At 71.3% G+C, this 24903-nt stretch carries 21 protein-coding genes and 2 pseudogenes; 11 read left to right on the top strand and 12 right to left on the bottom strand.

The genetic code is table 11. The annotated features are described in order from the left end of the window. The first annotated feature begins 271 nt into the window (after window positions 1-271). Window positions 272-1990, top strand: a complete 1719-nt coding sequence (locus IF09_RS0126795) for a GAF domain-containing protein (protein WP_158710067.1) — start codon at window positions 272-274, stop codon at window positions 1988-1990. A gap of 40 nt (window positions 1991-2030) precedes the next feature. On the opposite strand, the gene IF09_RS0126790 is transcribed toward IF09_RS0126795, so the two are convergent. Both IF09_RS0126790 and IF09_RS45870 read right to left on the bottom strand, forming a co-directional pair. Then, on the bottom strand, window positions 2031-2492 hold the full coding sequence (locus IF09_RS0126790; protein WP_030299810.1) for a pyridoxamine 5'-phosphate oxidase family protein: 462 nt from the start codon (window positions 2490-2492) through the stop codon (window positions 2031-2033). Window positions 2493-2643: 151 nt separating this feature from the next. After that, entirely contained in the window at window positions 2644-2970 is a 327-nt protein-coding gene (locus IF09_RS45870) for an STAS domain-containing protein (RefSeq protein WP_051832943.1), read from the bottom strand. Between the two features lie 390 nt (window positions 2971-3360). Between IF09_RS45870 and IF09_RS0126780 the strand changes: the two genes are divergently transcribed. Continuing rightward, window positions 3361-4092 (top strand): response regulator, encoded by a 732-nt coding sequence (locus tag IF09_RS0126780; protein WP_030299808.1) that lies wholly within the window; start codon window positions 3361-3363, stop codon window positions 4090-4092. A 66-nt stretch (window positions 4093-4158) separates the two neighbouring features. On the opposite strand, the gene IF09_RS0126775 is transcribed toward IF09_RS0126780, so the two are convergent. After that, window positions 4159-5031 (bottom strand): universal stress protein, encoded by an 873-nt coding sequence (locus IF09_RS0126775; RefSeq protein WP_030299807.1) that lies wholly within the window; start codon window positions 5029-5031, stop codon window positions 4159-4161. A 265-nt stretch (window positions 5032-5296) separates the two neighbouring features. Between IF09_RS0126775 and IF09_RS0126770 the strand changes: the two genes are divergently transcribed. From IF09_RS0126770 to IF09_RS0126755, 4 genes are all read left to right on the top strand, one after another. Next, on the top strand, window positions 5297-6166 hold the full coding sequence (locus IF09_RS0126770) for a universal stress protein (RefSeq protein ID WP_030299806.1): 870 nt from the start codon (window positions 5297-5299) through the stop codon (window positions 6164-6166). A gap of 255 nt (window positions 6167-6421) precedes the next feature. Next, window positions 6422-7510: an alcohol dehydrogenase catalytic domain-containing protein gene (locus tag IF09_RS0126765; protein ID WP_030299805.1), complete on the top strand. Its 1089-nt coding sequence runs from the start codon at window positions 6422-6424 to the stop codon at window positions 7508-7510. A gap of 5 nt (window positions 7511-7515) precedes the next feature. Continuing rightward, a complete protein-coding gene (locus IF09_RS0126760) occupies window positions 7516-8196 on the top strand; it encodes a helix-turn-helix domain-containing protein (protein WP_051832959.1) in 681 nt (226 codons plus the stop codon). 83 nt (window positions 8197-8279) lie between these two features. Beyond that, a complete protein-coding gene (locus tag IF09_RS0126755) occupies window positions 8280-9179 on the top strand; it encodes a universal stress protein (RefSeq protein ID WP_030299803.1) in 900 nt (299 codons plus the stop codon). A gap of 26 nt (window positions 9180-9205) precedes the next feature. Here IF09_RS0126755 and IF09_RS47325 read toward each other — a convergent pair. The 4 genes and pseudogenes from IF09_RS47325 to IF09_RS0126740 form a co-directional block, all read right to left on the bottom strand. Then, a pseudogene (locus tag IF09_RS47325) lies at window positions 9206-9475 on the bottom strand (transposase); the annotation flags it as partial. A 61-nt stretch (window positions 9476-9536) separates the two neighbouring features. Further along, window positions 9537-10391 (bottom strand): NmrA family NAD(P)-binding protein, encoded by an 855-nt coding sequence (locus tag IF09_RS0126750; protein ID WP_324606866.1) that lies wholly within the window; start codon window positions 10389-10391, stop codon window positions 9537-9539. Between the two features lie 130 nt (window positions 10392-10521). After that, window positions 10522-10986, bottom strand: a complete 465-nt coding sequence (locus IF09_RS0126745; RefSeq protein ID WP_030299801.1) for a hypothetical protein — start codon at window positions 10984-10986, stop codon at window positions 10522-10524. A gap of 143 nt (window positions 10987-11129) precedes the next feature. Continuing rightward, complete coding sequence (locus IF09_RS0126740; RefSeq protein ID WP_030299800.1) at window positions 11130-11648, bottom strand: MarR family winged helix-turn-helix transcriptional regulator; 519 nt, start codon at window positions 11646-11648, stop codon at window positions 11130-11132. 433 nt (window positions 11649-12081) lie between these two features. On the opposite strand from IF09_RS0126740, the gene IF09_RS40680 reads away from it, so the two are divergent. Continuing rightward, window positions 12082-16065: a helix-turn-helix domain-containing protein gene (locus IF09_RS40680; RefSeq protein WP_037636102.1), complete on the top strand. Its 3984-nt coding sequence runs from the start codon at window positions 12082-12084 to the stop codon at window positions 16063-16065. Between the two features lie 168 nt (window positions 16066-16233). Next, on the top strand, window positions 16234-16584 hold the full coding sequence (locus IF09_RS0126730; protein WP_158710066.1) for a hypothetical protein: 351 nt from the start codon (window positions 16234-16236) through the stop codon (window positions 16582-16584). A gap of 71 nt (window positions 16585-16655) precedes the next feature. On the opposite strand, the gene IF09_RS0126725 is transcribed toward IF09_RS0126730, so the two are convergent. Further along, complete coding sequence (locus IF09_RS0126725; RefSeq protein ID WP_030299797.1) at window positions 16656-16859, bottom strand: hypothetical protein; 204 nt, start codon at window positions 16857-16859, stop codon at window positions 16656-16658. 668 nt (window positions 16860-17527) lie between these two features. On the opposite strand from IF09_RS0126725, the gene IF09_RS0126720 reads away from it, so the two are divergent. After that, entirely contained in the window at window positions 17528-18100 is a 573-nt protein-coding gene (locus tag IF09_RS0126720) for a hypothetical protein (RefSeq protein WP_030299796.1), read from the top strand. 246 nt (window positions 18101-18346) lie between these two features. Here the strand turns inward: IF09_RS0126720 and IF09_RS48055 are convergent, their stop codons facing one another. Continuing rightward, complete coding sequence (locus IF09_RS48055) at window positions 18347-18478, bottom strand: hypothetical protein (protein WP_267882180.1); 132 nt, start codon at window positions 18476-18478, stop codon at window positions 18347-18349. A 1064-nt stretch (window positions 18479-19542) separates the two neighbouring features. On the opposite strand from IF09_RS48055, the gene IF09_RS0126710 reads away from it, so the two are divergent. Then, window positions 19543-20022: a hypothetical protein gene (locus IF09_RS0126710; protein ID WP_030299795.1), complete on the top strand. Its 480-nt coding sequence runs from the start codon at window positions 19543-19545 to the stop codon at window positions 20020-20022. Window positions 20023-20178: 156 nt separating this feature from the next. On the opposite strand, the gene IF09_RS0126705 is transcribed toward IF09_RS0126710, so the two are convergent. Next, window positions 20179-20700, bottom strand: a complete 522-nt coding sequence (locus IF09_RS0126705; RefSeq protein WP_030299794.1) for an ATP-binding protein — start codon at window positions 20698-20700, stop codon at window positions 20179-20181. A gap of 214 nt (window positions 20701-20914) precedes the next feature. Here IF09_RS0126705 and IF09_RS42005 point away from each other — a divergent pair, with 214 nt between their 5' ends. Beyond that, window positions 20915-21580 (top strand): hypothetical protein, encoded by a 666-nt coding sequence (locus IF09_RS42005; protein ID WP_158710065.1) that lies wholly within the window; start codon window positions 20915-20917, stop codon window positions 21578-21580. A 143-nt stretch (window positions 21581-21723) separates the two neighbouring features. On the opposite strand, the gene IF09_RS0126695 is transcribed toward IF09_RS42005, so the two are convergent. Together IF09_RS0126695 and IF09_RS43490 are read right to left on the bottom strand one after the other, a co-directional pair. Further along, a complete protein-coding gene (locus tag IF09_RS0126695) occupies window positions 21724-24480 on the bottom strand; it encodes an IPT/TIG domain-containing protein (RefSeq protein ID WP_158710064.1) in 2757 nt (918 codons plus the stop codon). Between the two features lie 122 nt (window positions 24481-24602). After that, window positions 24603-24903 (bottom strand): annotated as a pseudogene (locus IF09_RS43490) (AMP-binding enzyme); the annotation flags it as partial.

Below are 24903 nucleotides of genomic sequence, written 5' to 3'. Positions count from 1 at the left end.
AAGCATGCTCCTCCGGCGGACCATGGCACTGCACCGGCCCGAGTACCAGAGCTACCCGGGCGCTTCCGGGAAATCGCGCCTCCTCAGGGTTGGCGGCCTGCACGCCCGCCGGAGGCGTGGCCTCGTACGCAGCCGCAGCGGAGGAGATCACGGGAGCTGCCCACCAGGCCGGTCCACGACCAATACCACCTCGTGTGACCGTAGGATCACCCGCATGCCGATAGGCTGAACCGTGTACACCGGGTGATCAAGGCGAGGAGGGCCGGTGGGCATGGAGGAGCCGTTGTCGCGGATGCCTCAGATGCGGCTCGACGAGCTGCTGGAGGAGCTTCAGGCGCGCATCAACGCCGCCCGCGGAACCCGGGACCGGGTGCACAGCCTGCTGGAAGCGGTCGTCTCGGTGGGCCGCGAGCTGGACCTCGCCCAAGTACTGCGGCGCATCGTGGAGGCCGCCGCGCTCCTGGTAGACGCCCAGTACGCAGCCCTGGGGGTGATCGGCCCTGACGGCCGGACGCTGTCGCAGTTCCTCACCGTCGGAGTGACGGAAGAGGAGATCGCCAGGATCGGCCCCCTGCCCGCCGGGCACGGCATCCTCGGAGAACTCATCCGCAAGCCCGAGCCGCTGCGGCTGACCGAACTGGGCGCACACCAGGCGTCGTACGGTTTCCCCGCTCACCACCCGCCGATGCGCACGTTCCTCGGCGTACCCATCCGGGTGCGGGACCAGGTGTTCGGCAACCTCTACCTGACCGACAAACACGGGGGCCAGGACTTCGACGCCGAGGACGAATCGGTGATCTCCACCCTGTCCGTCGCGGCAGGTGTCGCCATCGACAACGCCCGGCTCTACGAAGCCTCACAGCGCCAGCAGCGCTGGCTGCAGGCCAACGCCGAGATCACCAACAGCCTGCTCTCCGGCAGCCCGCGGCTGGAGGTCCTGGAGCTCATCGCCCGCCGCGCCCAGGAGATCACGGGGGCAGCGCTCGCAGATGTCACCGTGCCCGTCGCGGGGACGGACAACCTCGTGGTCGAGCTGGCCATCGGCGCCGACGGCGACACGCGCCGCAGCCTGGTGGTCCCGGTCGAGGGCACTCTCTCCGGCGCCGCGTACCAGGCCGGCGCGCCCGTGACCACCGCCGGCCTCGCGAAGGACGACCGGTACACTGCAGGGCCCCGCCGCTTCGACGGCCTGGGGCCAGCGGTCGCCGTCCCTCTGGGCACCGCCGCCAAGGACACCCGAGGCGTCCTGCTGCTGGCGCGGCACGAGGCAGAGCCGCTCTTCACCGAAGGGGAACTGCAGCCGCTGCTGGCCTTCGCCGGCCAAGCCGCTCTCGCGCTGGAGCTGGCCGAACGGCGCAGCGACGCCGAGCAGCTGGCCCTCCTGGAGGACCGCGACCGCATCGCCCGGGACCTGCACGACCTGGCCATTCAACGGCTCTTCGCGACGGGGATGACCTTGCAGAGCGCGGCCCGGCTCGTCCAGCACGAGGGCGCTGCCGAACGCGTCACGCGCGCCGTCGGAGACCTCGACGAAACCATCAAGATCATCCGTTCCACGATCTTCGGCCTGCGCGCCCGCGAGGAGCACACCGGACCGAGCCTGCGGGCCCGCACGGCCCGCGCCGTGGGAGAAGCGGCGACGACGCTCGGCTTTCCACCCCGCCTGAGCATGGAGGGCCTGCTCGACACGGATGTCGCTCCGCAGGTCGCCGATCACGTCATGGCGGCGCTCACCGAAATGCTGAGCAACGCCGCCCGCCACGCGCACGCCACCCGGGTCGAGGTCGCCCTGCAAGCCACCACCGACGAGGTCGTCCTCACCGTGACGGACAACGGCAGGGGGATCCCCGCCGACGGCAGGCGCAGCGGCCTGAGCAACCTTGAGGAACGTGCCCACAGCGTGGGTGGCACCCTGACGATCGAATGCCCCGCCGAGGGCGGCAGCCGGCTCCTCTGGCGAGCGCCGCTCGCCACCGGCCGCGCCCAATAGCCGCAGGCTGCGCCGCTGCCGACGTTGGATCCCGTCCGCGCTATGCGGTGAGTTGCAAACCTGTCACCAGGTCCGGCCGGATGCGCAGCGCGGCGTTCACGGCGGGGTCCTCCACCCAAGGGCGCAGGCGGGCGGCGAAGCGCGCGAGTTCGCCGTCATCGGTGATCCGATGGGCGTAACCGGTGACCACCACGCTCCAGCCGATGTGCGTCTCAGGGTCGATGACGTCCGCCTCATAAGCCACCACCACACCTGCCGCATGGGTGGGCCCCACGATGGATTCGAGTGTCCCACCGTCGTGCAACTGGACGATGACGTCCTCCCCGTCCATGAAGTGGTTGACCGGGCGGACAGCCGGCAGGGCCTGCTGAGTGAAAACGATCCGCCCCAGGGAGACGGTGCCGAGCAGCCGCAGAGCCTCGGCGCGGTCGAGCTGCGCCAGGCGCCGCGGCGCCGCCTCACGGTGGTCGTCCACCGTGCGATGCGTGGCTTCGTCGTTCATCGCGCCCACCTTCAGCTCAGGCTCGGTCCTCGGGCACTTGGGTGCCTTCAGCCAGCGTCTCCCGCCGCCTACCCCCGCAACAGGGCCGAACGGACCTTGTAGTCGCGGCCAGGCTCCCGCCTGTTGGCGCAGTTTCCGGCCTACCGGTCGGTCAGGCGAAGGAACAGGGAACGGCGCGCTCCACGCCCAGGGCGCGGATGGCCCGGCCGGGAAGCCGCTGGATACGGCACAGGCTCAAGCGCACACCGGCCGCCACGCACCGCCGGTGCATACGCAGGAACAGCGCAGCGCCAGAGCTGTCGCAGAAGGTGACGCCCGCGAGGTCGAGCACCAGTTCGCTCCCCCCGCCGCCCGTGAGGCGGGCCAGCGTCGGCTCGATCCGTTCGACGGTGTAGAGGTCCAGCTCCCCGGCCAGGGCAACAGCCACCATGCTCGGATCCGACAGGTTCGTGCTCAAGCTGACGTAGGTCGTCGTCATGGCGGAGGCCTTTCTCCGTACAGGTGACGGCCGGGGCCCTGATCGCCCTGGTCGTGGCGGCGCGTGAAGTCCACCAGAGAGCGCACGCAGGACGGCAGGTCCGGAACGTCCCCCACCAGTGGGCCGAAGGTCCCGCCGACGGTTCCCCCTTTGCGAGCAAGGGCCAGGGGACCCAACAGCTACGCACAGGGCGCCGCCGCCCGGCCATGCGCCGCCTGCGAGCGTCGATCCGCGGCGACCGTGGGGAACAGGCGTACCGGGCACGAGCATCTCGGGCGAGCGCACGCGTGAGGGCCATCCGGCCCTGGTCGAAGGTCCTGCTGACGCGAGACGATGCGGGTGGATCCGTCGGTGCAGGGGGCGGAGAACGCGGTGAACCTGGAGTGTGTGATGACGGACAGCACGGGCGGCCTCACCGAGAGGGAGCCGGTCAGAGTCTTTCTCCTCGACGACCACGAGGTGGTGCGCCGCGGCGTGCACGACCTGCTGGACGCCGAGCCCGACCTGATCGTGGTCGGGGAGGCCGGCACGGCCGAGCAGGCGCTCGCACGGGTTCCCGCACTGCGCCCCCAGGTCGCCGTCCTGGACGTGCGTCTGCCGGACGGGGACGGTGTGAGCGTCTGCCGGGAACTGCGCTCGCACATGCCCGACCTGGCCTGTCTGATGCTGACGTCGTTCGACGACGAAGAGGCGCTGCTGGACGCGATCATGGCCGGCGCGTCCGGTTACGTCCTCAAGCAGATCACCGGCACCGACCTGGTCCACGCTGTGCGCACGGTCGCCTCGGGCCAGTCCTTGCTGGATCCCGGCGCCACTGCGCGGGTGATGGCCCGGCTTCGCGGCGACGCAGTTGCCCAGCAGGAACAACAGCAGGGCCTGCCCGGCCTGACCGAGCGGGAGCGGGAGATCCTCGCCCTGGTGGGGGAAGGGCTGACCAACCGGGAGATCGGCAAGCGGCTCTACCTGGCGGAGAAGACCGTCAAGAACAACATCTCCCGGCTGCTGGCCAAGCTGGGCGTGGAACGCCGCGTGCAGGCCGCCGTCATCGCCACCCAGGCAGCGGCCGCCCGAGAAGCCCAGGGCGGCTCGGCATCGGGGCTCGAAGGCCCCCCGCGCAGCTGAAGCGCGAGCGAAAATCAACTCGGACGACACACGGCCCCGAGGCCGTCCAGGTGCGGGCCGAGATCATCAGTCGTGCGGCACGACCGCCACGGGGCAGCGCGCGTGGTGCAGTGCGGCATGGGCGACCGACCCGATGCGGGGGCCCACGGGCCCGCGGCGTGCCCTGCGGCCGACCACGAGCAGCTGCGTGTGGGACACGGCCGATAGCAGTACCTGTCCCGCGCTGCCGATCTCGACGTGCTCGGTCACCGGGACGTCGGGGAACCGCTCGCGCCACGGAGCGAGCGCCTCTGCCAGTGCCTTCTTCTCGAACGGCTCCAGTCCTCCGGCCTGCTCCGCGAGGTAGAGCGAGCCTGGGCTGTAGGCGTAGACCGGGGGCAGGCTCCAGGCCCGTACCGCGCGCAGGGCCGCGCCGCGTGCGGCCGCCGCCTGGAAGGCGAAGCCCAGGACCGCGTCGCTGTCCTCCGGCGTGCCCTGCTGGCCCACGACGACTTCGCCGCCCGCCGCCTGACCCACTTGCCCGTCCCAGGCCCGTACCGACACCACTGGCCGTGTCGCGCCGGCGATCACCTGCTGCCCGTACGAGCCGAGGAGGAAGCCGACGATGGCCCCGTGCCCCCGCGAACCGAGCACCAGCATGTCCGTCCCCTCGGCCTCCCTCAGCAGGGCGGCGACCGCGGTGTCCTGCACCACCTCGGCGGTGACGGTGAGGTCGGGGTGGTTGCCGGCGACGTGCGTCTCGGCTTCCCGCAACACGGCGTTGGCGGACGTGGCCTGCGTCTCCTCGTCCTGCACCACGGGTACGTCCAGGGGCTGCCACAGCCAGGCGTGCACGATGCGCAGCGGCACCCCGCGCAGCTCGGCCTCGCGGGCCGCCCAGTCGGCCGCGGCCAGGCTTTCCGGGGATCCGTCCACTCCTACGGTGATGGCGCGGGTCATGGGAATGCCTCCATACGGTCGACGGGGACGGCCGCTTGGCCCCCCTCTCTTCCCTCAGCATCAGCGAGGCGGAGGCCGCCCGCCGAGGGCCGGTCGGCCCTATGTCGCGGCCGTTCGGCCGCGTCGTGACGCCGGTCCCCGATCCTGCGCCGCCGTGAGGGCCCACGGTCCCTCGACCGGGACCTGTGGCCCGCTGTGCGGGCGGCCCCGGCCGATCACTGTGGGAGGTGCAGTGCCGATGCCGTTCTCTCAAGGAGCCCTCCCCATGCGTCACACCGTCACGGTCGGATTCGACGGATCCCGGGAAAGCCTCGCGGCCGTGGACTGGGCCGCCGAGGAGGCACTGTGTCGGAGGGTGCCGCTGCGGCTGGTTCAGGCGTGGAGCGGCGACGACCCCCGCACGCGTCTCGTCGACCCGGGCACCGCGCGCGGCTGGGGCGAGCGCAGGCTCGGTACGGCGGAGAGGCGGTTGCGTCGTCGCCACCCGGGCTTTGACGTCGAGACGGCATGGGTCGCCGGGGACCCGGCCGAGGCGCTGTGTGCCGCCGGAGAGGAGGCGGGGCCGCTGGTGCTGGGCTCCCGGGGGCTGGCCGGTCTGGCAGGCTTCCTGGCCGGGTCGGTCTCGTTGTCCGTGCTCGCCCGCGCGCGGCGCCCCGTCGTTCTTGTCCGCCCGCACAACCGACCGGCGCTAGGGGAGGACGGTCCGGCCGGGGAGGTCGTGGTCGGTCTGGACGTGTCCGCCCCGGGGGACGAGGTGCTCGCCTTCGGCTTCGCGGCGGCCGACCGGTACGGCTGTGGACTGCGGGTGCTGCACAGCTGGGCCGTTCCGGCGGTCTACGGGCCGGACATGGGCCGTGCCCTGCCGCTGCTTCTGACGGAGATCGCCCAGGACGCGCGCCGGGCGCTTGATGAGGCCCTGGCCCCGTGGAGGGACAAGTACCCCGGCGTAGCCGTCGTCCGCGATTGCCACCAGGGCCGGGCGGCGCAGGACCTTGCGGAGGCGTCGCGCGACGCCCGCCTGGTCGTGGTGGGCCGCAGGAACCGGCGCGCGCGGCTCGGCACCCACATCGGGGCCGTCACGCACGCCGTGGTGCACCACTCCCCGGCTCCCGTGGCGGTCGTGCCGCACGACTGACCCAACCGACCGCACGCGGCTTCTGCCGGTTGCGGCGCCCCAGGTCCGCGAAACCCTGGAAGAGACTGCCGGCAACCCGGGGGCGGCCCCGTCTCGATCAGTGCCCGGTGCGTACTCCGCTGGGAAAGGCGGCAGCGGGGCCTGAAAAGGCCGGACGGGCCCTGGCAGGGGACCGACCCGGCCCGTGCGCGACTGGGTCCGGCCCGAGCACCCTGACAGTGGCACGGTAAACAGCACAGGAAGAAGGGGAACGTCATGAAGGCACTCGTCTTCCAGGGCCCCGGGCGGACCGCGTGGCGGGACGTTCCCGACCCTGGCATGAAGGACGCCGCCGACGCCGTCGTGCGCGTCGACGCCGTCACGATCTGCGGTACCGACCTGCACATCATCAAGGGGGACGTGCCCGAGGTCGTCCCGGGCCGGGTGCTCGGTCACGAGGCGGTCGGCACGGTCGTCGAGACCGGTGGCGAGGTCCGGACCGTACGGCCCGGCGACCGCGTGCTGATCTCCTGCATCTCCGCCTGCGGCCGGTGCCGCTTCTGCCGCGAGGCCCACTACGGCCAGTGCCGTGGAGGCGGCGGCTGGGTACTCGGCCACACCGTCGACGGCACCCAGGCCGAGTACGTGCGCGTTCCCTTCGCCGACCTGTCCGTGCACCCGCTGCCCGCCGCCGTGGACAGTTACGACGCCGTGCTGCTGGCGGACATCTTCCCGACGTCCTACGAAGTGGGCGTGCTGAACGGTAATGTCCGGCCCGGGGACACCGTCGTCGTGGTCGGCGCCGGCCCCATCGGCTTGGCCGCCATCGCCACCGCCCAGCTGTACAGCCCCGGCCGGATCGTCGCGGTCGATCCGGCCCAGACCCGGCTGGCCGCCGCACGCGCCCTCGGCGCGGACGCCACGGTGGGTGCCGCCGAAGAACCTGAGCAGTTCGTCGAGGACCTGACCGACGGGCTGGGGGCCGACGTCGTCATCGAGGCCGTGGGCCTGCCCGAATCCTTCGAGACGTGTACCCGCATGGTCCGCCCCGGCGGCCGCGTTGCCAACATCGGCGTCCATGGCAAGCCGGCCACCTTGCACCTCGAAGACCTATGGATCAAGGACATCACCATCACCACCGGGCTGGTCGACACCTCCTCCATCCCCATGCTCCTTCGGATGACGGAGGCCGGCCGCCTGCCCACGTCATCCCTCATCACCCACCGGTTCGAACTGGGACAAATGGAGGAGGCGTACGACGTCTTCTCACGCGCCGCCGAAACCGGCGCCCTCAAGGTGGTGCTCGGTGGCCCGCAGCACAACACGCTCGCCATCCCGACTAACCCTCAGTACACGAGGACGTGAAGAACGTGGAAGGTGCCCACTCCCGCCCGGCCCCCACAGGAGCACCGACGGGACGTACCGATCTGGGGCGACGGCTGGCCGCCCGCCGCGAGGAACTCGGCCTTACCCGGGAACAGGTGGGCGAACGCTGCGGCGCCGACGGCTCGTACGTCGCCCACCTCGAAGAACACGCTGCGGCACCGGCCATCGGCTCCCTCATGAGGATCGCCGACGCGCTGGGCACCTCGGTCGCGGAGCTGACCGGCTCGACGGCTGAGTACCCGCCCGGTAGGGCCACCGCTCTGCGTGATGCCGAACTGGTCGAGCTGACGGACGAAGACTGCCGACGGCTGCTGTCCACCCACGGCATCGGCAGGGTGGCGGTGTTCACCGCGGAAGGGCCGGCGATCTTCCCGGTGAACTACGTGGTGACGGGGAGCGCCATCGCGTTCCGGACCGCTGCCGACGCAGCGCTGGCCCGGGCAGCCGGTACGGAAGCGGCCTTCGAGGTCGACCACATCGACGACGCCGCCCGACTGGGCCGGAGCGTCCTGGCCGGGGGAGGGGCCGAGGACGTCACGGACCCCGAGGAGCTTCAGCGGCTCGATGCCGTTGCGCACTCACTGCCGTGGGCCGGCGGACCGCGGACGCACTGGATGAAGATCACCCCGACCCGGATCACCGGGCGCCGCGTGGTACAGCCGTGAGGCCCGTCGAGCCTCTCGCCGTCCCACACTCCGCGGAGCCGACATGAGAGCCGACCTCGAGGGACCGAGCGCTAGGAGGAACCATGGAAGGCAGTGTCAGCGGCCTGGAACTCGGCTCGGTCATCGTCGGCATCGACGGCTCTCTGACCGCCCACCGGGCGGCACTGTGGGCAGCGGACGAGGCCGCGCGCCGCGAGCGCCCGCTTCACCTCCTTTACGCGGCCGACACGGGGGGCCGGGCCCTCTACGTGTCCACGGCGGACATCGAACGAATCCACAACGTCGGCCGCGAGCTACTCCGCGACACTGCTGCCGCGCTCGCCGAGCGGTGTCCCCGCCTCAGCGTCACCACGGAGTTCAGCCGCAGCGCACCGGTCCCCAGCCTGCACCGCTCGGCCGGCCGCCGCGGCACGATCGTGGTCGGCAACCGGGGTCTGGGCGGTTTCAGCTCCCTCATGCTCGGTTCGGTGGGGCTGAAGGTCGCCGCAGGCGCGAAGACACCTGTCGTCGTGGTCAGGGGCACCGACAACGGAATCCAGGCCGGTGCGGTCCTCGTCGCGGTACGGGACGAGAAGGACCTCGACTGTGTCCGGTACGCGGCACGAGAGGCCGAACTACGTAAGTCCCCACTGCGCCTCCTCCATGTGGAGACCGTCCTGCGGTCCGTCGGCAACGTGGGCGGCACCCGCGAAGATCTGCGGGGGAACGCCGGTGATGACGTCCGGCCCCTGGCTGCGATCGTCGACCGGATCCGCGAGGAGTACCCGAACCTGACCCTCCAGGCGGATACCTCCCCAGGCGTATCCGTGGCCGGTGTCCTGGTCGAAACCTCGCACCGCGCGGAGCTGCTGGTGATGGGCGGCCGACGGTCACCTGGCTCCATGGGACCCACCCTGGGGCGGGCGACGCACAGCCTCCTGCACCATGCCCAGTGCCCCGTGCTGCTCATTCCGCGCCACGCCAAGGGACCACAGGAGAAGTGAGCCGTGAGGAGGGACCGCCCCGCCGGAGACCGTGATCTTCTCAACCCCCGGCGGACCCGGGTCGGGGTGAGCCGGTCGGAGGCGGCGGGTTTCTCCCAGGGCCGGCGGAGGTCCGCTGCGAGAGGCCGGGCAAGCCGGAGCTGGGTGTGGGCGACGACCAGGATCCAGGTCCAGCGGTCCGCCGCCTCGGCAGTACGGAGTTTCGGGGTCGCAAAGCCCAGGGTCTGTTTCGTGAAGCGGAAGGTGTGCTCCAGACCGAAGCGGCGGAGAAATGCCTGCCAGAAGCGGTCCACATCGGGGTGGCCCTGAGGTGGCTTTCCCGTCATCGTCCTTCGTGACCAGGCTTGAGGGTGCGTCCTATCGGCAGAAGGAGGTGTGGTGTTCGTGCAGGAAGGCGTCGAGCGTGCGGGGCGGGCGGCCGAGGATGTCGCCGACGGTGGTGGTGGGGGTTTCGGGTCGGGCAATGGCGAGTTGCTGGATCTCCGTCACGTGGTCGGCGAGCCAGGTGGGCATGTGGGCGTTGTGGATGAGGTTGTCGCGCAGTTCGTTCGGGGTGAGGTTGACGTAACGGATCTGATGGCCGGTCAGGGCAACCAGGCGTGAGGCGAGTTCGGGGGAGGAGACGGCCTCGGGTCCGGTCAGTGTGTAGGTGCCGCCGGCGAGGCCGGGGCTGGTGAGGGTGGCTGCGGCGACCTCGCCGATGTCGCGGCAGTCGATGTAGTTGCAAGGCGCGTCGCCCGTCGCGCCCAGGATGACGCCCTGGGCGACGGCGGGGGCCAGGCGCAGGAGGTTCTGCATGAATGCGTAGGGGCGCAGGATCGTGTGGGTGAGGCTGCTGGCGCGCAGGTGTTCCTCGACGGCGTGGTGTCCGCGGGAGATGGCGACCGGGGAGTCGGGTTCGGCGGCAGGTGCGGAGATTTTGACGATGTGTCTGATGCCGGCGTGGGCGGCGATGTCGATGACGCGGGTTTCGAGTTCGACCTGTGCGGGGCTGTTGGCCATGGCGAGGTAGAGCTGGCTGGCGCCTTTGAAGGCGGTGTGCAGGGAGTGGGGATCGGTGGCGTCGGCGTACTGAACCTCGACGGGCGGTTGGTGTGTGCCGGTCATCCCGCGGATGGGCTTGTGCGGAGTGCGGGTCAGTGCGCGAAAGGGTGTGCCGAGTGCGAGCAGGCTGTGGAGCAGGGCGTTCCCCGTTGCTCCGGTCGCTCCCATGACAACGATCATCGTGTGCTCATTCCTTGGGTGGATTTCCCGTCGGCGCGTGCTGCCGGGGTGGGTTCGGTCGGGTCGGGCTCGGTCGGGCTTGGGCTCGTGGGGCGGGTGGGCCCGGTGCCGGAGTGGGCTATGCCGGGGATGCTGTGATGCTGCTGCGCCAGCGCAGGGTGACGATGGTGGTGGCGAGAGCTGCGGAAACGGGCAGGTCGATGCGCAGCCGCTCCAGACGTGGGGTGGCGGGGACCGGGCTGTGGGCGGGCAGCCATTGGGCGGTGAACCATCCCAGCAGGGCCGCCGCGCCGGCGGCGGTGATGACGAGTGCGGCGGTCAGGGCGACACGCGGCGTGGTGGTGGTCCACTGCCGGGGCTGCCCGCCGTGCCGCAGCCAGGTGCCGGTCAGGAACGCCACCGCGGCGGAGGTGCCGGCGATGGAGGTGCAGGCGGCCACGGCCAGGTCCTGCTGCCCGGTGACGACTCCGGCGGTACCGGCCATCAGCGCGGGGGCGGCGTAGGCGGTCAGCACCTCGCGCCACAGGGTGAACGGCCGGGAGGCTGCGCGGTTTCGGCTGGTTCTGTCCTTCTTTGTGTGCATGCTGGCCTCTTTCTCGTTCGGGTGAGCGGAGCGAAGGTCTGCGGCGGAGGTCGCAGCCCCGGGAATATAATTAGGTAGCTAACTATTACCTCGTAAAAAGGGCCCTACCCGGAGGTGGGGCCAAACCAGCCACGAGAGCCGGGTTAGTCAGCGGCCAGAGCCGCACTGCCACGCACGACGCGGGCGAGCAGATCCAAGAACACCGCGCGCTCCTCGATGGAAAGCCCGCTCACCATCTCCTCAAGCCGCCCGAAATGCTCGGATGCCATGTCGCGCAAGCGCTGCGCACCGCGCGCGGTCAGAACGGCCACCGTGCCCCGGCCGTCCTCCGTGGACGGGCGACGGGCGATCAGGCCGTCGCGCTCAAGGCCGTCCAGCAGGCCGGTGACCGTGGCCCTGGAGACATCGAGGTCGCCTGCAAGGCGAGAGGGGGATTTCTCCCCGCCGTGGCCTTCGAGGTCGGCGAGCAGACGATAACGCCCCGTTGACAGGCCGAACCTGGCAAAGTGCGCCTCGGCCGCCCGGCCGACCCTCGCGCCCGCCGAGATCAGCTGAACGGCGACCAGCACTGCCTGCGGATCGACCTCCAGGCCGTAGTGCTCGATCTGGCGCCTGGCCTGATCCAGCGTGGGGGCCTCGCCATCGATGCTGTCCCTCGTCATGCAAGTAATATGGCGGCTAATCACTTGGGCTGTCAAGGTCCCGCGACCTCCGGCCTTGGAGCTGGTGGGCTCCCGAATGCACCGTCCACGGGTCAGGTCGATGTTGGACTCGAGGCCTTGGCGCAGCAAACGCCTAACGCCTGCTTGGTTGGCGCCGGTTCCCCGGGTGACGGTGTCGACGCCTGATACAGGCAGGGGCGGGCGGCAGTCCGGTGCGGCGCCGTGAGCGGCGGGTCCGCCCGGCCGGGACACAGCGAGCCCGGGGCGGGCGGGGCGCGTGGGGGCTCGGAGGTGGGGGTGAGTGGCCGGAAAGAGGTGTGGAGGCGGCGTAGAAAGGGACCGGATCGAGGTGTTCCGGCCACGCGGCCGGATGGGCGCGGGAAGGGTGGTCCACCGCATCACCGCCCTAGCGGAACCGGACCCCGGAGGCCCCATGGACCCGACCCCGTTCCTCCCCCAACCCCCTTTATCCCGCGAGGGGTTCGCGGCCGAGCTGACGCATCTGCGCGAGAAGGCCGACCTGACCGTCCGCGCCGTCGCCGCCCGGGTCGGCGCACCGGGCGCCCACAGCACCATCGGCGGCTGGTTCGCCGGCCAGAACCTGCCGTCAATGGGGTCCCTGCCCCTGTTCCGCCGGGTCCTGCACGTCTGCGGGGTGACCGACGCGGCCGAAATTGAGCGCTGGCTGGAACGGCTCGCCGAGCTGCGACGGTCCCGGGTCCTGCGCGTCGCGGGAGGCACGTCGCCCTACCGCGGGCTCGCGGGCTTCGAGGAACGCCACGCCGACTGGTTCTTCGGCCGGGAGCGCCTGCGGGCGGTCATCGTGGACCGGATCCTCGCCGAGGGGGGCGCCGACGTACCGCAACTGCTCGTCGGAGCCTCCGGTTCCGGGAAGTCCTCACTCCTGCGGGCAGGCGTGCTGCCCGTCCTACGCGGTGAGCACGGCTGCACACCGCTGCTGCTCGCCCCCGGCCGCGACCCGATGCGCGCCCTGGCGTCCGCCCTGTCCGGGGAGGCCGCGCTGTCCGCGGAGACCGCCCTGCCCGCGGAGTGGGCGGACCTGGCGGGCGATCCCCTCGAACTCGCCGCACGCGTCAAAGCGGTGGCCCAGCGGGAGGGCGTACGCATCGTCGTGGCGGTCGACCAGCTGGAGGAGGTGTTCACCGCGTGCCCCGACCCCGCCGGACGCGAGCGGTTCCTGCGGTGCCTCGCGGCCCTCCCCTCCCCCCACGTGCGCGTCACGGGCTGCCTGCGCGCAGACTTCTACGGCCAGGCCCTCGACCAGCGTCCCCTCGCCGCAGCCCTGCAGAAGGGCCAGACCGTCGTGGGCGCGCTCAGCGAGGACGAGATCCGCGCCGCGGTCGGCGGCCCCGCCGCCAAGGCCGGTCTCGTCCTGGACGAAGGGTTCGTCGACGTACTCCTCGCCGACCTGCGGGACTCGGGCCCCGGAGCCCTGCCCCTCCTGTCACACGCGCTGCTGTCGACCTGGGAACGCGGCCGCGGCACTGCCCTGACCATCGCCGACTACCGCGCGGGCGGCGGGATGTCCGCGGCCGTCTCCGAGACGGCGGAGGAGGTCTACGCAGGACTGTCGGAGGCCGAGTGCGCACGCGCGCGGCAGCTGTTCCTGCGGATGGTCGCGGTGGGCGACGGGGTGCCCGACGCGCGCAGGCTGCTGCCGCTGCCCCCGCCCACGGGGCACCCCGACCGGGCCGGAGAGGTGTACGCGGTCCTGGAGCGCTTCGTCGACCGCCGCCTGGTCATGCTCGACGGCGACGGCGCCAGGATCACCCACGAGGCGCTGCTCACCGCCTGGCCGAGGCTGCGCGGCTGGATCGACACCGACCGGGCCGGACAGATCGTCCGGCAGGACCTGACGCGTGACGCCGAGCGCTGGCTCGCGCACGACCGCGACTCCTCGCTGCTCTACCGGGGCACCCGCCTGGCCGTGGCCTCCGGCTGGGCCCGGGACAGCGGTCACGCCCGGGAACTCGACGCTCGGGAAAGCGGGTTCCTCGACGCGAGCCGGCTGGCGGAGGACGGCAGGGTCCGGCGCGAGCGGCGCGGCGCCCGCCGACTGCGCCGGCTCCTCGTCCTGCTCTCGCTGCTGGTCGTCCTTTCCGGCCTGCTCACCGGTGTCGCCGTGGTCCAGCGCCGTGACGCGCAGAGACAACAGGCCGTCGCGCTGTCCCGGTTGGTGGCGGCGCGCGCCGAACGGCTGCGGGGCAGCGACCTGGCCCTCTCCGCACAACTCGGTCTGGTGGCGTACCGCACGGCACCCACGGCCGAGGCCCGGGAGGCGCTGATGGACGCCTCGGCGCTGCCCGCCGTGAGCCGGATCCTCGCGTTCCGTGGCGTCGTACAGGCGGTGGCCCTCAGCCCGGACGGACACACCCTGGCCGCGGGCGGCCTGGACCACCAGGTCGCGCTGTGGGACCTGCGCGATCCGCAGCGGCCGCGACCGCTGGGGACGGCGCCGGTCACGTTCGCCGACACGGTGTACGCGCTCGCCTTCAGTCCGGACGGCCGGCGGCTCGCCGCCGGGTCGGGGGACGGGACCGTACGGGTGTGGGAGCCGTCGGCCCCCGGCCCGGCGGCGGCCGGGGCCCGGTCGTTCAAGGGGCCGGATTCGGCCGTGTACGGGGTGGCCTTCGCGCCGGACGGCAAGACGCTGGCCGCGGCGGGCGCCGACGGCGGGGTGTACCTGTGGCCGGACCCGGAGGTGACGGCCCCCTCGACGGGAGCCGAACGCAACTCGACGAGCAGCTCCGAGGACGGCTCCGCAAGCAGCTCTGCGAGTAACCACGGAAACAGCCCCGAAAGCAGCGCCGCCACCGGGACGCGCCTCACCGGTTTCACCGGGGCGGTGCACACGGTCGCGTTCCGCTCCGGCCCCGGCCCCGGCGCGGCCCTGCTGGCCGCAGGGGGCGCGGACGGCTCCGTACGCCTGTGGGACCTGGCCGATCCCGGGCACCCGCTCGCGTACGGGCAGCCGCTGACCGGAGCGGCCGGCCCGGTGTTCGGGCTGGCCTTCACGGCCGACGGCGCACGGCTCGTCGCCGGGAGCCAGGACCGGTCCACGCGGGTGTGGGACGTACCCGCCCCCGGCTCCGCCCCCGCCCCGCCCGCGGTGATCGGCGGGGCCCCGGCCGCCCCCGACGGCCCGGCCAGCTACGTCAACGCCGTCGCATGCAGTTCTGACGGGCAGTGGCTGGCGACCGGCAGCGCGGACAACCAGGTGCGCCTGTACGACGCCCGGACGCGCGTCCTCGCCGGCGTGTTCCCGCACCCGGGTCCGGTCACCTCGCTCTCGTTCCATCCCGGCGGCCGGCAGCTGGTGACGGCCGCCGCCGACGGGACCGTGCGCCTGTGGCAGCTGCCTCCCCGCCCGCTGCGCGGCTTCCAGGGCACGGTCAACGCGATCGGCTACGCGCCGGACGGGAAGCTGCTCGCCGTCGCGGGGCGCGACGTACAGCTGTGGGACGTCTCCGACCCCTGGATCCCGCGCCCGGTTGGGCCGCCCCTGACCAATCCCACGGGGTACTCCGCGACGGTCTCCTTCACCCCGGACGGCCGCACCCTCGCGGTGGGCGGCCGGGAGGGCAAGCTGTGGCTGTGGGACCTCTCCCACCCCGACCGCGCCGCGCCCTACGGAGAACCCCTGACCGGCGGCACCGGAACCATCCAGTCCGCCGCCTTCGACCGGACGGGCCGGACCCTGGCCGTGGGCAGCGAGGGGCGGACGGTGCGCGTGTGGAACACGGCGGACCCGGCGCACCCGCAGCTCTCGGCGGAACTGTCCGAGCCGACGAACTACGTCTATTCGGTGGCGTTCAGCCCGGACGGGCGGCGGCTCGCCGCCGGCACGGTCGACAAGCAGGTGCTGCTGTGGCGGCTCCCGCAGGGCGGCGGCCGGCCGGTGCTGGAGTCGATCCTGCGCGGGCCGGGCAGCTACGTCATGTCCGTCGCGTTCAGCCCCGACAGCCGGATCCTGGCGGCCGGTACCGCCGACCGGGACGTGTGGCTGTGGGACGTGAGCGGGGACCGTCCGCGCATCGCCGGGCCGACGCTGACGGGGCCGAGCAGCTACGTGTACGCCCTGTCGTTCGCCCCGGAGGGCGGCACGCTCGCCGCCGCCAGTACGGACGGCACCGTGTGGCTGTGGGACACCGCCGATCCGCGGCGGACGCGGCCCCGCACCGTACTGAGCGGCCTCGGCGGGAAGGCGTACGCCGTCGCGTACAGCCCGGACGGCCGCTCCCTCGCCGCCGGCGGCGCCGGCCCGGCCGCCCTGCTGTGGTCCCGCGACGAGGAGGAGATCGCCCGGAGGCTGTGCGAGCGCGCGGGAACGGTCATCACCGCTCAGGAGTGGGCCCAGCTCGTCCCCGGACTGCCGTACGCGCCGCCGTGCCGGTGAACGGGCCGCCGGGCTGTACGGAGTTGTACGGACCGTCGTACGGGCCTGGTCGACCTGCGGTTGATTCCTTCCCCCGCCGCCGTCGGGATGGCTCTCTGGTGGAGCGCCGCCGGATCGGCCGGGGCGCCGCACACCACCGCGAGTCTCCCGAGGAGAACGACGATGCGCATGACGATCACCACCCTGCGGTCCCGGGCCGGACTGGCCGCCGCCGCGGCCGCCGTCGCCCTGACCGGTCTGCTCGCCGGCGCCGGCGGCGCCGACGCGGCCGGCAGTTACATCTCGTCCAACAGCGGCGGGGCGAACGAGCGCACCTGCGCGAACACCGGGTGCGGTTCGCTTGGTTACCTGTCCAACGGGACCGGCGTCACGATGCTGTGCTGGACCGACAGCCAGTGGGTCTACCCGCCGAGTTCGAACTATGCCTCGAACCGCTGGTTCCGCGTCTCCAGCTACGTGGGGACCGGCTACGTCCACTCATCGCTGGTGGCCGGCCAGACCAGCGTCGGCCACTGCTGACGGTCCCACCGGCTCGGATCCCGGCCCCCGGTCCCCAGCTGCCGCCGGGGGCCGGGGGCCGGGGCGTGCCGCTACCGGTCCGTGGACGCGGTCTCCGCAATCTGGAGGGCCTGGGCGGCGATGGTGATCGCCTCCTGGTCGTGACCGGCCGTCTTCGCCGCCCTGGCCTGGCTGAGGGAGACGCGAAGCAGTTCGGTGGTGTGTTCCGGCAGGGAGCGGGACGCCATGACGTCTTCCAGTTTCCGGATGGTGTCCGCGGCCAGGTCGTCGGCCATGCGCGGCCTCCTCTGTCGTGGGGGCTGGGGGCTGAGGCTTTCCGACGGTGCCACGCGGCACCGCACCGGACAAGGCGACGGGCCGGTCGGGTGGCGCCCGTCCGTGGGCGGACGCCCCTGGAGCGAGCCCGCCCGGTCAGGGACGAGTGACGCGGCCGTGGTCGGCGGGGCGAGCGGCGGGTTTTGGCGGAGCCGCCTCTCGAGCTGCAAGGGGGCGGATGACGTGTGGCGATCAGTTTCGGAGATCGCGGGTGTGCTCATGCGGTGACGACGTCCAGCCCGGCATCGGCCAGGCCCGAAACGACCGGATCAGGCACGGCGCGTTGGCGATCAAGCAGGGATCCCCCTCGACGACGTGACGGGAACGTTCAACCGCTCTGCCGTCCGTGCCGCCGCGGCGGGACCTGGACGGAGCGGCTGATCCATCGGTAGTGCGCGCGCGTTTCCCCGATGGCGCGGTCCGGATGCCTACCGCACGTTACTGGCGAAGGTGTGGCGGGAGATGCTCGGGCGGTGCGACGGCCGCCAGTGCTACGTCGGCTCGGCGGCCGCGGCAGCCGCGCGGGCCTCCGGTCGACACCCCGTGACGGGCGGGGGAGCATGAACTCGAGGGCTGCCAAGTCATGTCCCCCTCCCCCTCCCCCTCCACTTCTGATGGGAGAACCCTCATGTACCGACGCACCCGGCGCGCCGTGGTCACGTCCGTGCTTGTCTCCTCGGCCGTATGCAGTGGCGCCGTCATCTTCGCACCGGCCGCTGGCGCGGCAGTTCCGGCCGCCAGCTGTACGGTCACGCCGGGGCCGAACGACACGTACGTCGTGATCACCGGCGAGGGGTTCACGGAACCCCGCAAGCTCAACGACGGCGAGAGCACCGTGGACCTGGCGATAGGCCCGGACGGAACCTTCCGCGTGCAGCGCTTCCAGAAGAACGTCGACTACACGGTCCTCGCGGTCAACGAGGACCAGAACTTCACCTTCGTGAACTGCAAGAAGGTGGGCTCGGCGGCGACACCGAAGCCTCAGAACCCGCAGAACACGCCCCCGGTCCAGCCGGGCTCCCGGCGGGACACTGCCCAGGGCCGCGAGGCTGGCACCCAGGCGGGCGCCGCGGCGGCCAAGAAGAGCTGCGAGACCAAGCCGGTGGCGGACAAGTCCGGCCAGCAGCACAGCGACGCCTACTGGCAGGCCTGGACCCAGGCGGCCAACCGCGCCTTCAACCGGGTCTGCAACGGCAGGTGAGCCGCTTCACCCCGAGCCGCAGGGCCGCGGCGACAAGAACGGTCGCCTCGTGACACGTGCGCGGCGGCCAGGGTGACTCGGGAAGGGGGAGGGCGGCCTTGAGGAGGTTCCTGGGTGACGTTGTCCGCCGGTGGAGCCGATGCCGGCGCAGGCTGCGGAGTCGGTGCCGGGCCCGGGTGTGCTGGGCCCGCTGGCGTTTGAGCAGAAGTTCGAGGGGCACGGGCGCTCTTGTTCACCGGGGCCAGCCTAGGAGGTCGGGTGGTGGTGCAGACCCGGCGCGGTTTCCTCGTGCAGGACCGGTTCCCGGATCTCCTCGAGGCTGCCGCGCAGCAGTTGCCGGGCGGCCTGGTACGCGATGGCGAGTTGCTGGTGTGGCACCCGGAGAGGGGCCGGTTGTCGTTCGAGGCGTTGCAGCGCCGGGCCGCCGCCCGCGGCCACGGCGGATCGAACTGGCCGCCCGGTGGCCGGCCTACTTCGTCGCGTTCGACGTGCCGCAGCTGGACGGGGTGAAGCTCTTGTCCCGCCCGTACCGGGAGCGCCTCGCCCTGCTGGAGGCCCTGTCCGCCGACCACGGGCTGACGGCCCCGCTCACGCCTTCGGCTACGCGGGGGCGCGGCCGGCATCGGGGCGACCTGAGGAGGGGGCCTTCCGTTGTGCTCCTCATCGACTGGAGCCACTCATGCTGGAGCGCAGGCCGCGGAAGGGGCGGTACCGAGGTGACGTTCGTTCTGCCGCGGGAGGATCCGCCGGGGCCGATGAGCGTGGTGGAGGACTTCATCGACTGGCGGCCCGGCGCCCACACGCTCCAGCCGCGCAAGGACGGCAAGCGGGCGGTCGCGGTCGCACTGGCGGGCGGCCATCCAGCCGTTCCGCTCCCTGGCAGCGGGCGACTACTGGTTCAACGACGAGAGCGCCGACGGCGCCAACAGCCGCCTGCACACCTGACAGTCAGACCGGAACCCGGCGACTTCCAGCCGACCAGCGGTGCACTGCCGGTACATCGGTGAGTGGGTGGCCACCGAGCATCGGCGGGGACTGGAGGTGGACCAGAGCGGGCCCTGAGGCGCCTCCGACGTAAGCGGCCGACTGCCCGAACGAGGACCTCGCCCTCGAGCGGGCAACCTGACGAGCAGGCGGCGGTGGCCCCGTTCAAGAGACTGGCGAAGCGCGGGCCGCCGTCGCGCAGCAGCAGGCCGCTTTGACCCGCCCGTTGAGTTGCCGGGCAGGACGAATAGGCCGGTACACGTTGGTGTGGTGAGGAGCGCGGATCAGGCCTCACAGCGACAGGGCCATAAGCTTTTTGATGCTGTGCACCAGTGGGGCACCACCGTCACTGGTGCGGCCGCGATGGCCATCGCCCTCTACAACCTGGTGACCCTGCAGGCCGAGCCGAAGACTGACGTGACGCTGGCTCACGTTGGCGGATCGCCCAGGGGAGTGAGGTGTGGCTGTATCTGCAGCCGACGATGTCGACGCGCCATCGCACTGAGACCGTGGAAGTTATCGACGGTGCCCGTCTGGAGCTCCGGCGCAAGGGCGCCTCCCCGTCCGAGCCCGCGCCGGCTTTCTACGGGAGTGAGCTGGGCTCGTTCAGCTACAACGTCGACTCCAACGACCTCAGCTACCAGCGCATTGCCGACCCGGGCCCGCTGCTCGTCACCCAGGACAAGCCGCAGCAGCCGCTCATGGTGCATGTCGCCGAGCGGTGGTCAAAGGAAGTTCTTCGAGTTCCGCAACGACCGACCTCGCACGTCCAACAAGTCACCCGACTCCTCCTGTTACGCGCGCTGAGACTTTGTGAGGTCGCAGGTCAGCTCAAGGTGGGGCGGTCGGCGTGGAGGTCGAGGCCGGGGCAGGAAACGGCGGTGGCGGACACCGTGCCGGTGACCGCCACCGCCTTTCCCGGAGCGGTACATGTGTGAGCCGAAGCTCAGTAGTTGTCACCGGCAGAGCCGGATGACATGGGCAATGGGACCGGCCGAAGCAGCCTGGTTGTCACCAGTGAGGCACGCGGCTTGTCACGGATGCTGATTCAGCAACCCCATGTGTCACCAGTAGCGAAGGTCGACGGACACACGTCAACTCTTGACGGCCTCCGCGATCTGCAGGGCGGCCTGGGCGGGCGTGAGGTGTGTGGTGTCGATGACCTCAGCCTCACCGTGCAGCCAGGTGCGGGCCGCCTCGGCGTAGGGCTCGAGGTATGCGAGACGGAACGGGGAAGGACCAAGGTCCGTGTCCCCCTCGATGCGCCCGCGGAGAGTTTCCTGGTCAGCGTGGAGAACGAAGTGCCGTACTGGAATCGCATGCTGGGCGAGGCCCGAGCTGATCTCGCGCCAGTACTGCTCGACCAGGACAGTCATGGGCATCACCAGAGTGCCGCCGGTGTAGTCGAGTACGCGGCGGGCGGTCTCGACCACGAGTGGCCGCCACGGCGACCAGTCCTGGAAGTTGCCCGTCCAGGGCAGTCCCGGCTTGATGTCCATGAGCGTCTCGCCGACCTTTTCGGCATCGAACACCCGTGAATCCGGGATCAGCTGCTGCACGAGTGCACTGGTCGTCGTCTTGCCTGCGCCGTGGGTGCCGTTGAGCCATACGATCATGGAGCCCACGCTATCGCCGTGCGAGACGCCGACACCAGGATCTGGACCTCCACCCCGACGTCGATCTCTGGGCCGCCCGGACGCCGCCCTTTCGGGGGAAGGCCGCCCAGGAGGCCGGTGGATACGTTGAAGCCGGGGCTGCGCCACCAGCGCACCGGACGGGGAGGACGGAAACCTCCGTGGCCACGGCGTGGACCCGGGCGGCGCCGAGGCAGTGGGCATCGTCGGTCGCGCGGACGACCTGCGGCTGCCGGCTCTGGGCGCGTCGGCCAGCCTGGCGTCCCAGATCCTGTTCGACGGTGGCGGGCAGGCCAACACCTGGCGCAGTGAGCAGCCGGCGTTCGCGGCCGCGTGCGACGCGGTGGCCGCCGCGACCGTGAAGCGGGCGGAGCGTCGCCCCTCCCGTTTTCCGCCGGAGCGGCGGCGGCAGTTCCTCGAGTATCTGCGGGCCGGGATGGCGACGACGAAGGCCGCGGCTGAGGTCGGCATCACTTCCGCGACGGTCTATCAGCGCCGCAGCCGTGAGCCCGACTTCGCGGAGGCAATGGACCGGGCCACTGCCACCCGCAGCACTCCGGAACCCGCCAGCGCCGCCTCCGACGTTCAGTGGACCGCCTTCTACGACTTCCTTGATACCCACGGCGTGCCACCAGCGAGGGCCTGCCTCGACAAGGCCTTCACTGAGCATGTGGACTGGGCCAAGGGAGCGCTGGCGCGAGGAGACGAGAAGGCCGTCGCGATCGCGAGCAAGGTGCTGGAAACCCTGGAGAAGGCCGAGCGCAGTTCGAGCCGGAACGTAGGCACTCTCTGGCCTGCCCAGCCCTCCCGCCGCAGGCATCTCTGCGTGTGGCGGGAGGGGCGCCGAGGTCATGCGTGGTGACGTTGCTGTCATTTCACGCTGAAGGTCCGGAGCCTTTGTGTAGCGGTCGGCGGCAGGCGGCTGCCGAACGTCTTTCCCCGTTGCGTACCGGCTCGGCCCCGGGGGTCGGGGCCGAGCCGGCACGTTTCGGTGGGGTGGTGGTGTCAGCGGAGGGTGAAGGGTGCTACGTGGGTTGTGGGGTCTGCTCCGCTGATGGTGAATTCGAGGTTGTAGTTGCCGTTGGGCAGCCCCTGCGTGCTGACGGGGAGGCTGTAGCCGGCGGACAGCGGGGTGTAGAGCATGCGGGCGCCGACGGTCCTGGTGACGGGGCCGGTGATCCGGGTGGCCGTGACGGTGATGTTGGAGTTGGAGAGGTTGTTGCCGTTGGCGTCGCAGATCCGCAGGGAGATGACGACCTGGCCGAGGAGGCGGACCGGGCGGGCCGGGTCGTAGAGCAGGCAGATCCGGTACGCCACCGTGTAGGTGACGCTCTTGGTGGACGGGTTCGTGGCAACGTCCTTCGCATTGACCGTGAACGTGTGCGTGCCGAGCGTCGAGGTGTTGACGGGGCTGCCGTTGGGAACTGTGCCGACGCAGCTTGCCACTCCGGAGGTGGCGTCCGTGCACGAGTAGGACGCGGTGACCGCCTGGCGGTACAGGTAGGTGCCGGCCGCCGGTCGGACGATGGTGATCGACGGCGCCACCGTGTCGAGCCGCACGGTGATGGTCTGCGGTGTGGAGGTGTTGCCGGCGTTGTCGGTGGCGGTGTAGGTCACGGTGGTCACGCCGTTCACCGTGATCGGGACGGCGGCACTGGCGCCGGAGACGACGGTGGATGCGATCGGCTGGGCGCCGCTCGCACTGTAGGTGATCTTCTGGACGCCGGAGGCGCAGGCCCCCTCACTGGCGCTGATGTTGACGGTGGCCGGGCTGGTGGTGTTCCAGCCCGCGCCGTTCGGTGCGGGGGAGATGCTCGCGGAGAGGGTCGGTGCGGTCGTGTCCGGATCGTAGGTGAACTGGTCGGCGGCGGTGATCGGGCTGGTGCCGTTCGGGGTGGTCACGGTGACGTCCACCGTGCCCCGTGCCTGCGGCGGCACCTGCGCGGTCAATTCCTCCGGCCCGCTCACGTTCACGTTCGTGGCGGCCACTGAGCCGAAGCTGACGGTGGTGCCGCTCGTCGGGAACTCCGTACCGCGCACGGTCACGCTGTTCACGCACTGGGCGAGTTCGGGAGCGTGGTTCGGGGTGACGCTGGTGACGGTGGGCGGGGACAGCGTGACGCGGTCCATCGCGGTGCCCCAGTCACCGCCGAAGATCCCGGTGTCGCCGGTGGCTCCGATCTGCTGGACCGTCCAGACGTCCTTGGGGTTGCTGGGGTCGCGCGCGGTGCCGGAGTAGTCGCCCCAGCGGCTGTCGCCGTTGCAGCGGCAGGCGTACGCCTGCGTGCCCGCGGCGTAGAAGTCGCCGAAGGTGCTGGCCGGGAAGTTGCCGCCCGGCACTCCGATCGCGACGGCAGTGGCGAACATCGTGGACGAGGATGCGGTGAAGCCCGAGAACAGGTCGTCCTCGTCGTTCAGGGTCAACGAGCCGTAGTAGATGTCTCCGCCCACGAGGCCGAGATTGAGGTTGGTCGCCAGGCTCTGGCCACCACCGGTCGCGATCTGGACGTAGCGCTGGCAGGTGTGGACCGCGGTGTCGCCGAGGGGGGTGCAGCTGACGTTGAAGACGCCCCACAGGTGGTTGTTCTGCCACGCGACCGAGAGCATCCGGTCGTCGTTCGTCGCGATGGTGGCGTCGCCCCCGGGCGGCTGAGCCGCGCATCCCCTTTCGCCGCCACACGTCGGTGGTGGGGGTGCGGTTCCGATGGCGATGGTGTTCAGGGTGCGGTTGACCGCACTGACGCCGGGCACGCCGGTGATCGTGGACACAATCACGTTGGTGCCCTCGTGCTTCATCGAGAGCTGATCGTTGATCCCCGACAGCGAGGTGGCCGGGACGGAGTCGTCCAGGCTGATGTCCTGTGCGAACGTCGTGAAGCTGATCGTGCCGCCGGCCAGCAGGTCCGCCTTGTTGACGACCACGTTCACCGCGCCCAGGAACACTTCGGGGTCGGCTGCGAGGTCGAAGTTGTTCCAGCTCAGCGTGACCTTGTCGTTGCTGTACCCGAGCAGCGGCCGGTCCTGCTGAACGTTGGAGCTGTTGCTTCCGATGTTGTACACGGTCCACTGTCCGCGGGGGTCGGAGCTGTCGCTGACCGCGACGTCGACCTCATCGCCGTTCGACAGGATCCCCTCGTACGAGGCGAAGAACCGGCCGGACCCCGCGTCGTAGTGCACCCGTGGATCCCCGCCCGTCTCCGCCGCGAATCCGAAGAATGCACCCAGGTCGAAGGGCGAGCCCACCGCGCTGCCGGCCTTGTCGTAGATCTGGCCGGAGTGGTTCACGACCTGGACGATGTAGGTGGGCCCCACCGCGAGATTGGTGTCGGAGGGAGTGATGGTGTCGATGTTCCCAAGCGTGGGGAACGTTTTCAGCTGCTCCACGACGGCTGAGGAAGGCACCGCATTCCGCGGCGTCGCGCCCTTCGGAGTCAGCGCCGCAGTGATGACCGGCAGACTCGGCTGTCGCATCGGTCCCACGGGCGCCCGCCGCTTCGGTGGGGCGAGGTAGCGCTGTACCTGCGGCTCGCCGGTGCGCTCCGGCCGCGGCAGCCTCCGCACGTCCACGCGCCGCTTCGGCGTGACCCGCGAGAGCTTCCCACCGCCGTCCGAAGGCAAAGGGCTGACGGCGGTGGGCGGGACGCTAGGCTGCGGCTCGGCGGCCACCCCGCCAGCGGGAGCGACCACCGTGAGCGTCACGGCCAGCGCGAGGAGCAGCGCACGCGGCCAGCCGCGCGCCGCGCGCTTCACACGTCGGTTCATTCGGCGAGGCCGTCGCATCGACACGGGCTCCCCCCTTCAGCCTCGTTCGGAAGTCCGCTCCCGCCCGCGCATCGGCAGCGGGAGACAGCTGGTCTGCGGTAGCTGTTGATCACGGGCGGTGTCTATCGGAAGGACCCGCCACCCCGCACGGCTCGCGGCGTGCCGTGCCGACACTTCCCTCTCCTGGCCCATAGCCCGGCGCGCAGTTCCCGCTGCAGGACCGTTCCTTCGGATTGCGCGGCAGTTCGGCGACGAACTCGACGGTCCGCGGGACTTTGTAGTTGGCCATCTGGCGGCGCGGGACCAGGCGATCAGGTCGTCGGTCGTGAGGGTGGAGCCGGGGCGGCGGACCGCGTACGCCTTGCCGACCTCGCCGAGGCGGGGGTCGGGGACGCCGACGACGGCGACGTCCGCGATGTCCGG

It is taken from the genome of Streptomyces katrae (assembly GCF_000717655.1).
Taxonomy (GTDB): Bacteria; Actinomycetota; Actinomycetes; order Streptomycetales; family Streptomycetaceae; genus Streptomyces; species Streptomyces katrae_B.
This window is presented reverse-complemented; position numbering and strand designations above follow the sequence as displayed.

Excerpts from the sequence above, each read along its gene's own strand:
- IF09_RS0126770 (WP_030299806.1), top strand. The coding sequence starts at position 5,297 with ATGCGTCACACCGTCACGGTCGGATTCGACGGATCCCGGGAAAGCCTC.
- IF09_RS0126795 (WP_158710067.1), top strand. The coding sequence starts at position 272 with ATGGAGGAGCCGTTGTCGCGGATGCCTCAGATGCGGCTCGACGAGCTG.
- IF09_RS45870 (WP_051832943.1), bottom strand. The coding sequence starts at position 2,970 with ATGACGACGACCTACGTCAGCTTGAGCACGAACCTGTCGGATCCGAGC.
- IF09_RS0126775 (WP_030299807.1), bottom strand. The coding sequence starts at position 5,031 with ATGACCCGCGCCATCACCGTAGGAGTGGACGGATCCCCGGAAAGCCTG.
- IF09_RS0126780 (WP_030299808.1), top strand. The coding sequence starts at position 3,361 with ATGACGGACAGCACGGGCGGCCTCACCGAGAGGGAGCCGGTCAGAGTC.
- IF09_RS0126750 (WP_324606866.1), bottom strand. The coding sequence starts at position 10,391 with ATGGGAGCGACCGGAGCAACGGGGAACGCCCTGCTCCACAGCCTGCTC.
- IF09_RS0126790 (WP_030299810.1), bottom strand. The coding sequence starts at position 2,492 with ATGAACGACGAAGCCACGCATCGCACGGTGGACGACCACCGTGAGGCG.
- IF09_RS0126730 (WP_158710066.1), top strand. The coding sequence starts at position 16,234 with ATGACGATCACCACCCTGCGGTCCCGGGCCGGACTGGCCGCCGCCGCG.
- IF09_RS0126725 (WP_030299797.1), bottom strand. The coding sequence starts at position 16,859 with ATGGCCGACGACCTGGCCGCGGACACCATCCGGAAACTGGAAGACGTC.
- IF09_RS0126720 (WP_030299796.1), top strand. The coding sequence starts at position 17,528 with ATGTACCGACGCACCCGGCGCGCCGTGGTCACGTCCGTGCTTGTCTCC.
- IF09_RS0126695 (WP_158710064.1), bottom strand. The coding sequence starts at position 24,480 with ATGAACCGACGTGTGAAGCGCGCGGCGCGCGGCTGGCCGCGTGCGCTG.
- IF09_RS0126755 (WP_030299803.1), top strand. The coding sequence starts at position 8,280 with ATGGAAGGCAGTGTCAGCGGCCTGGAACTCGGCTCGGTCATCGTCGGC.
- IF09_RS0126740 (WP_030299800.1), bottom strand. The coding sequence starts at position 11,648 with ATGACGAGGGACAGCATCGATGGCGAGGCCCCCACGCTGGATCAGGCC.
- IF09_RS0126765 (WP_030299805.1), top strand. The coding sequence starts at position 6,422 with ATGAAGGCACTCGTCTTCCAGGGCCCCGGGCGGACCGCGTGGCGGGAC.
- IF09_RS40680 (WP_037636102.1), top strand. The coding sequence starts at position 12,082 with ATGGACCCGACCCCGTTCCTCCCCCAACCCCCTTTATCCCGCGAGGGG.
- IF09_RS0126745 (WP_030299801.1), bottom strand. The coding sequence starts at position 10,986 with ATGCACACAAAGAAGGACAGAACCAGCCGAAACCGCGCAGCCTCCCGG.
- IF09_RS0126705 (WP_030299794.1), bottom strand. The coding sequence starts at position 20,700 with ATGATCGTATGGCTCAACGGCACCCACGGCGCAGGCAAGACGACGACC.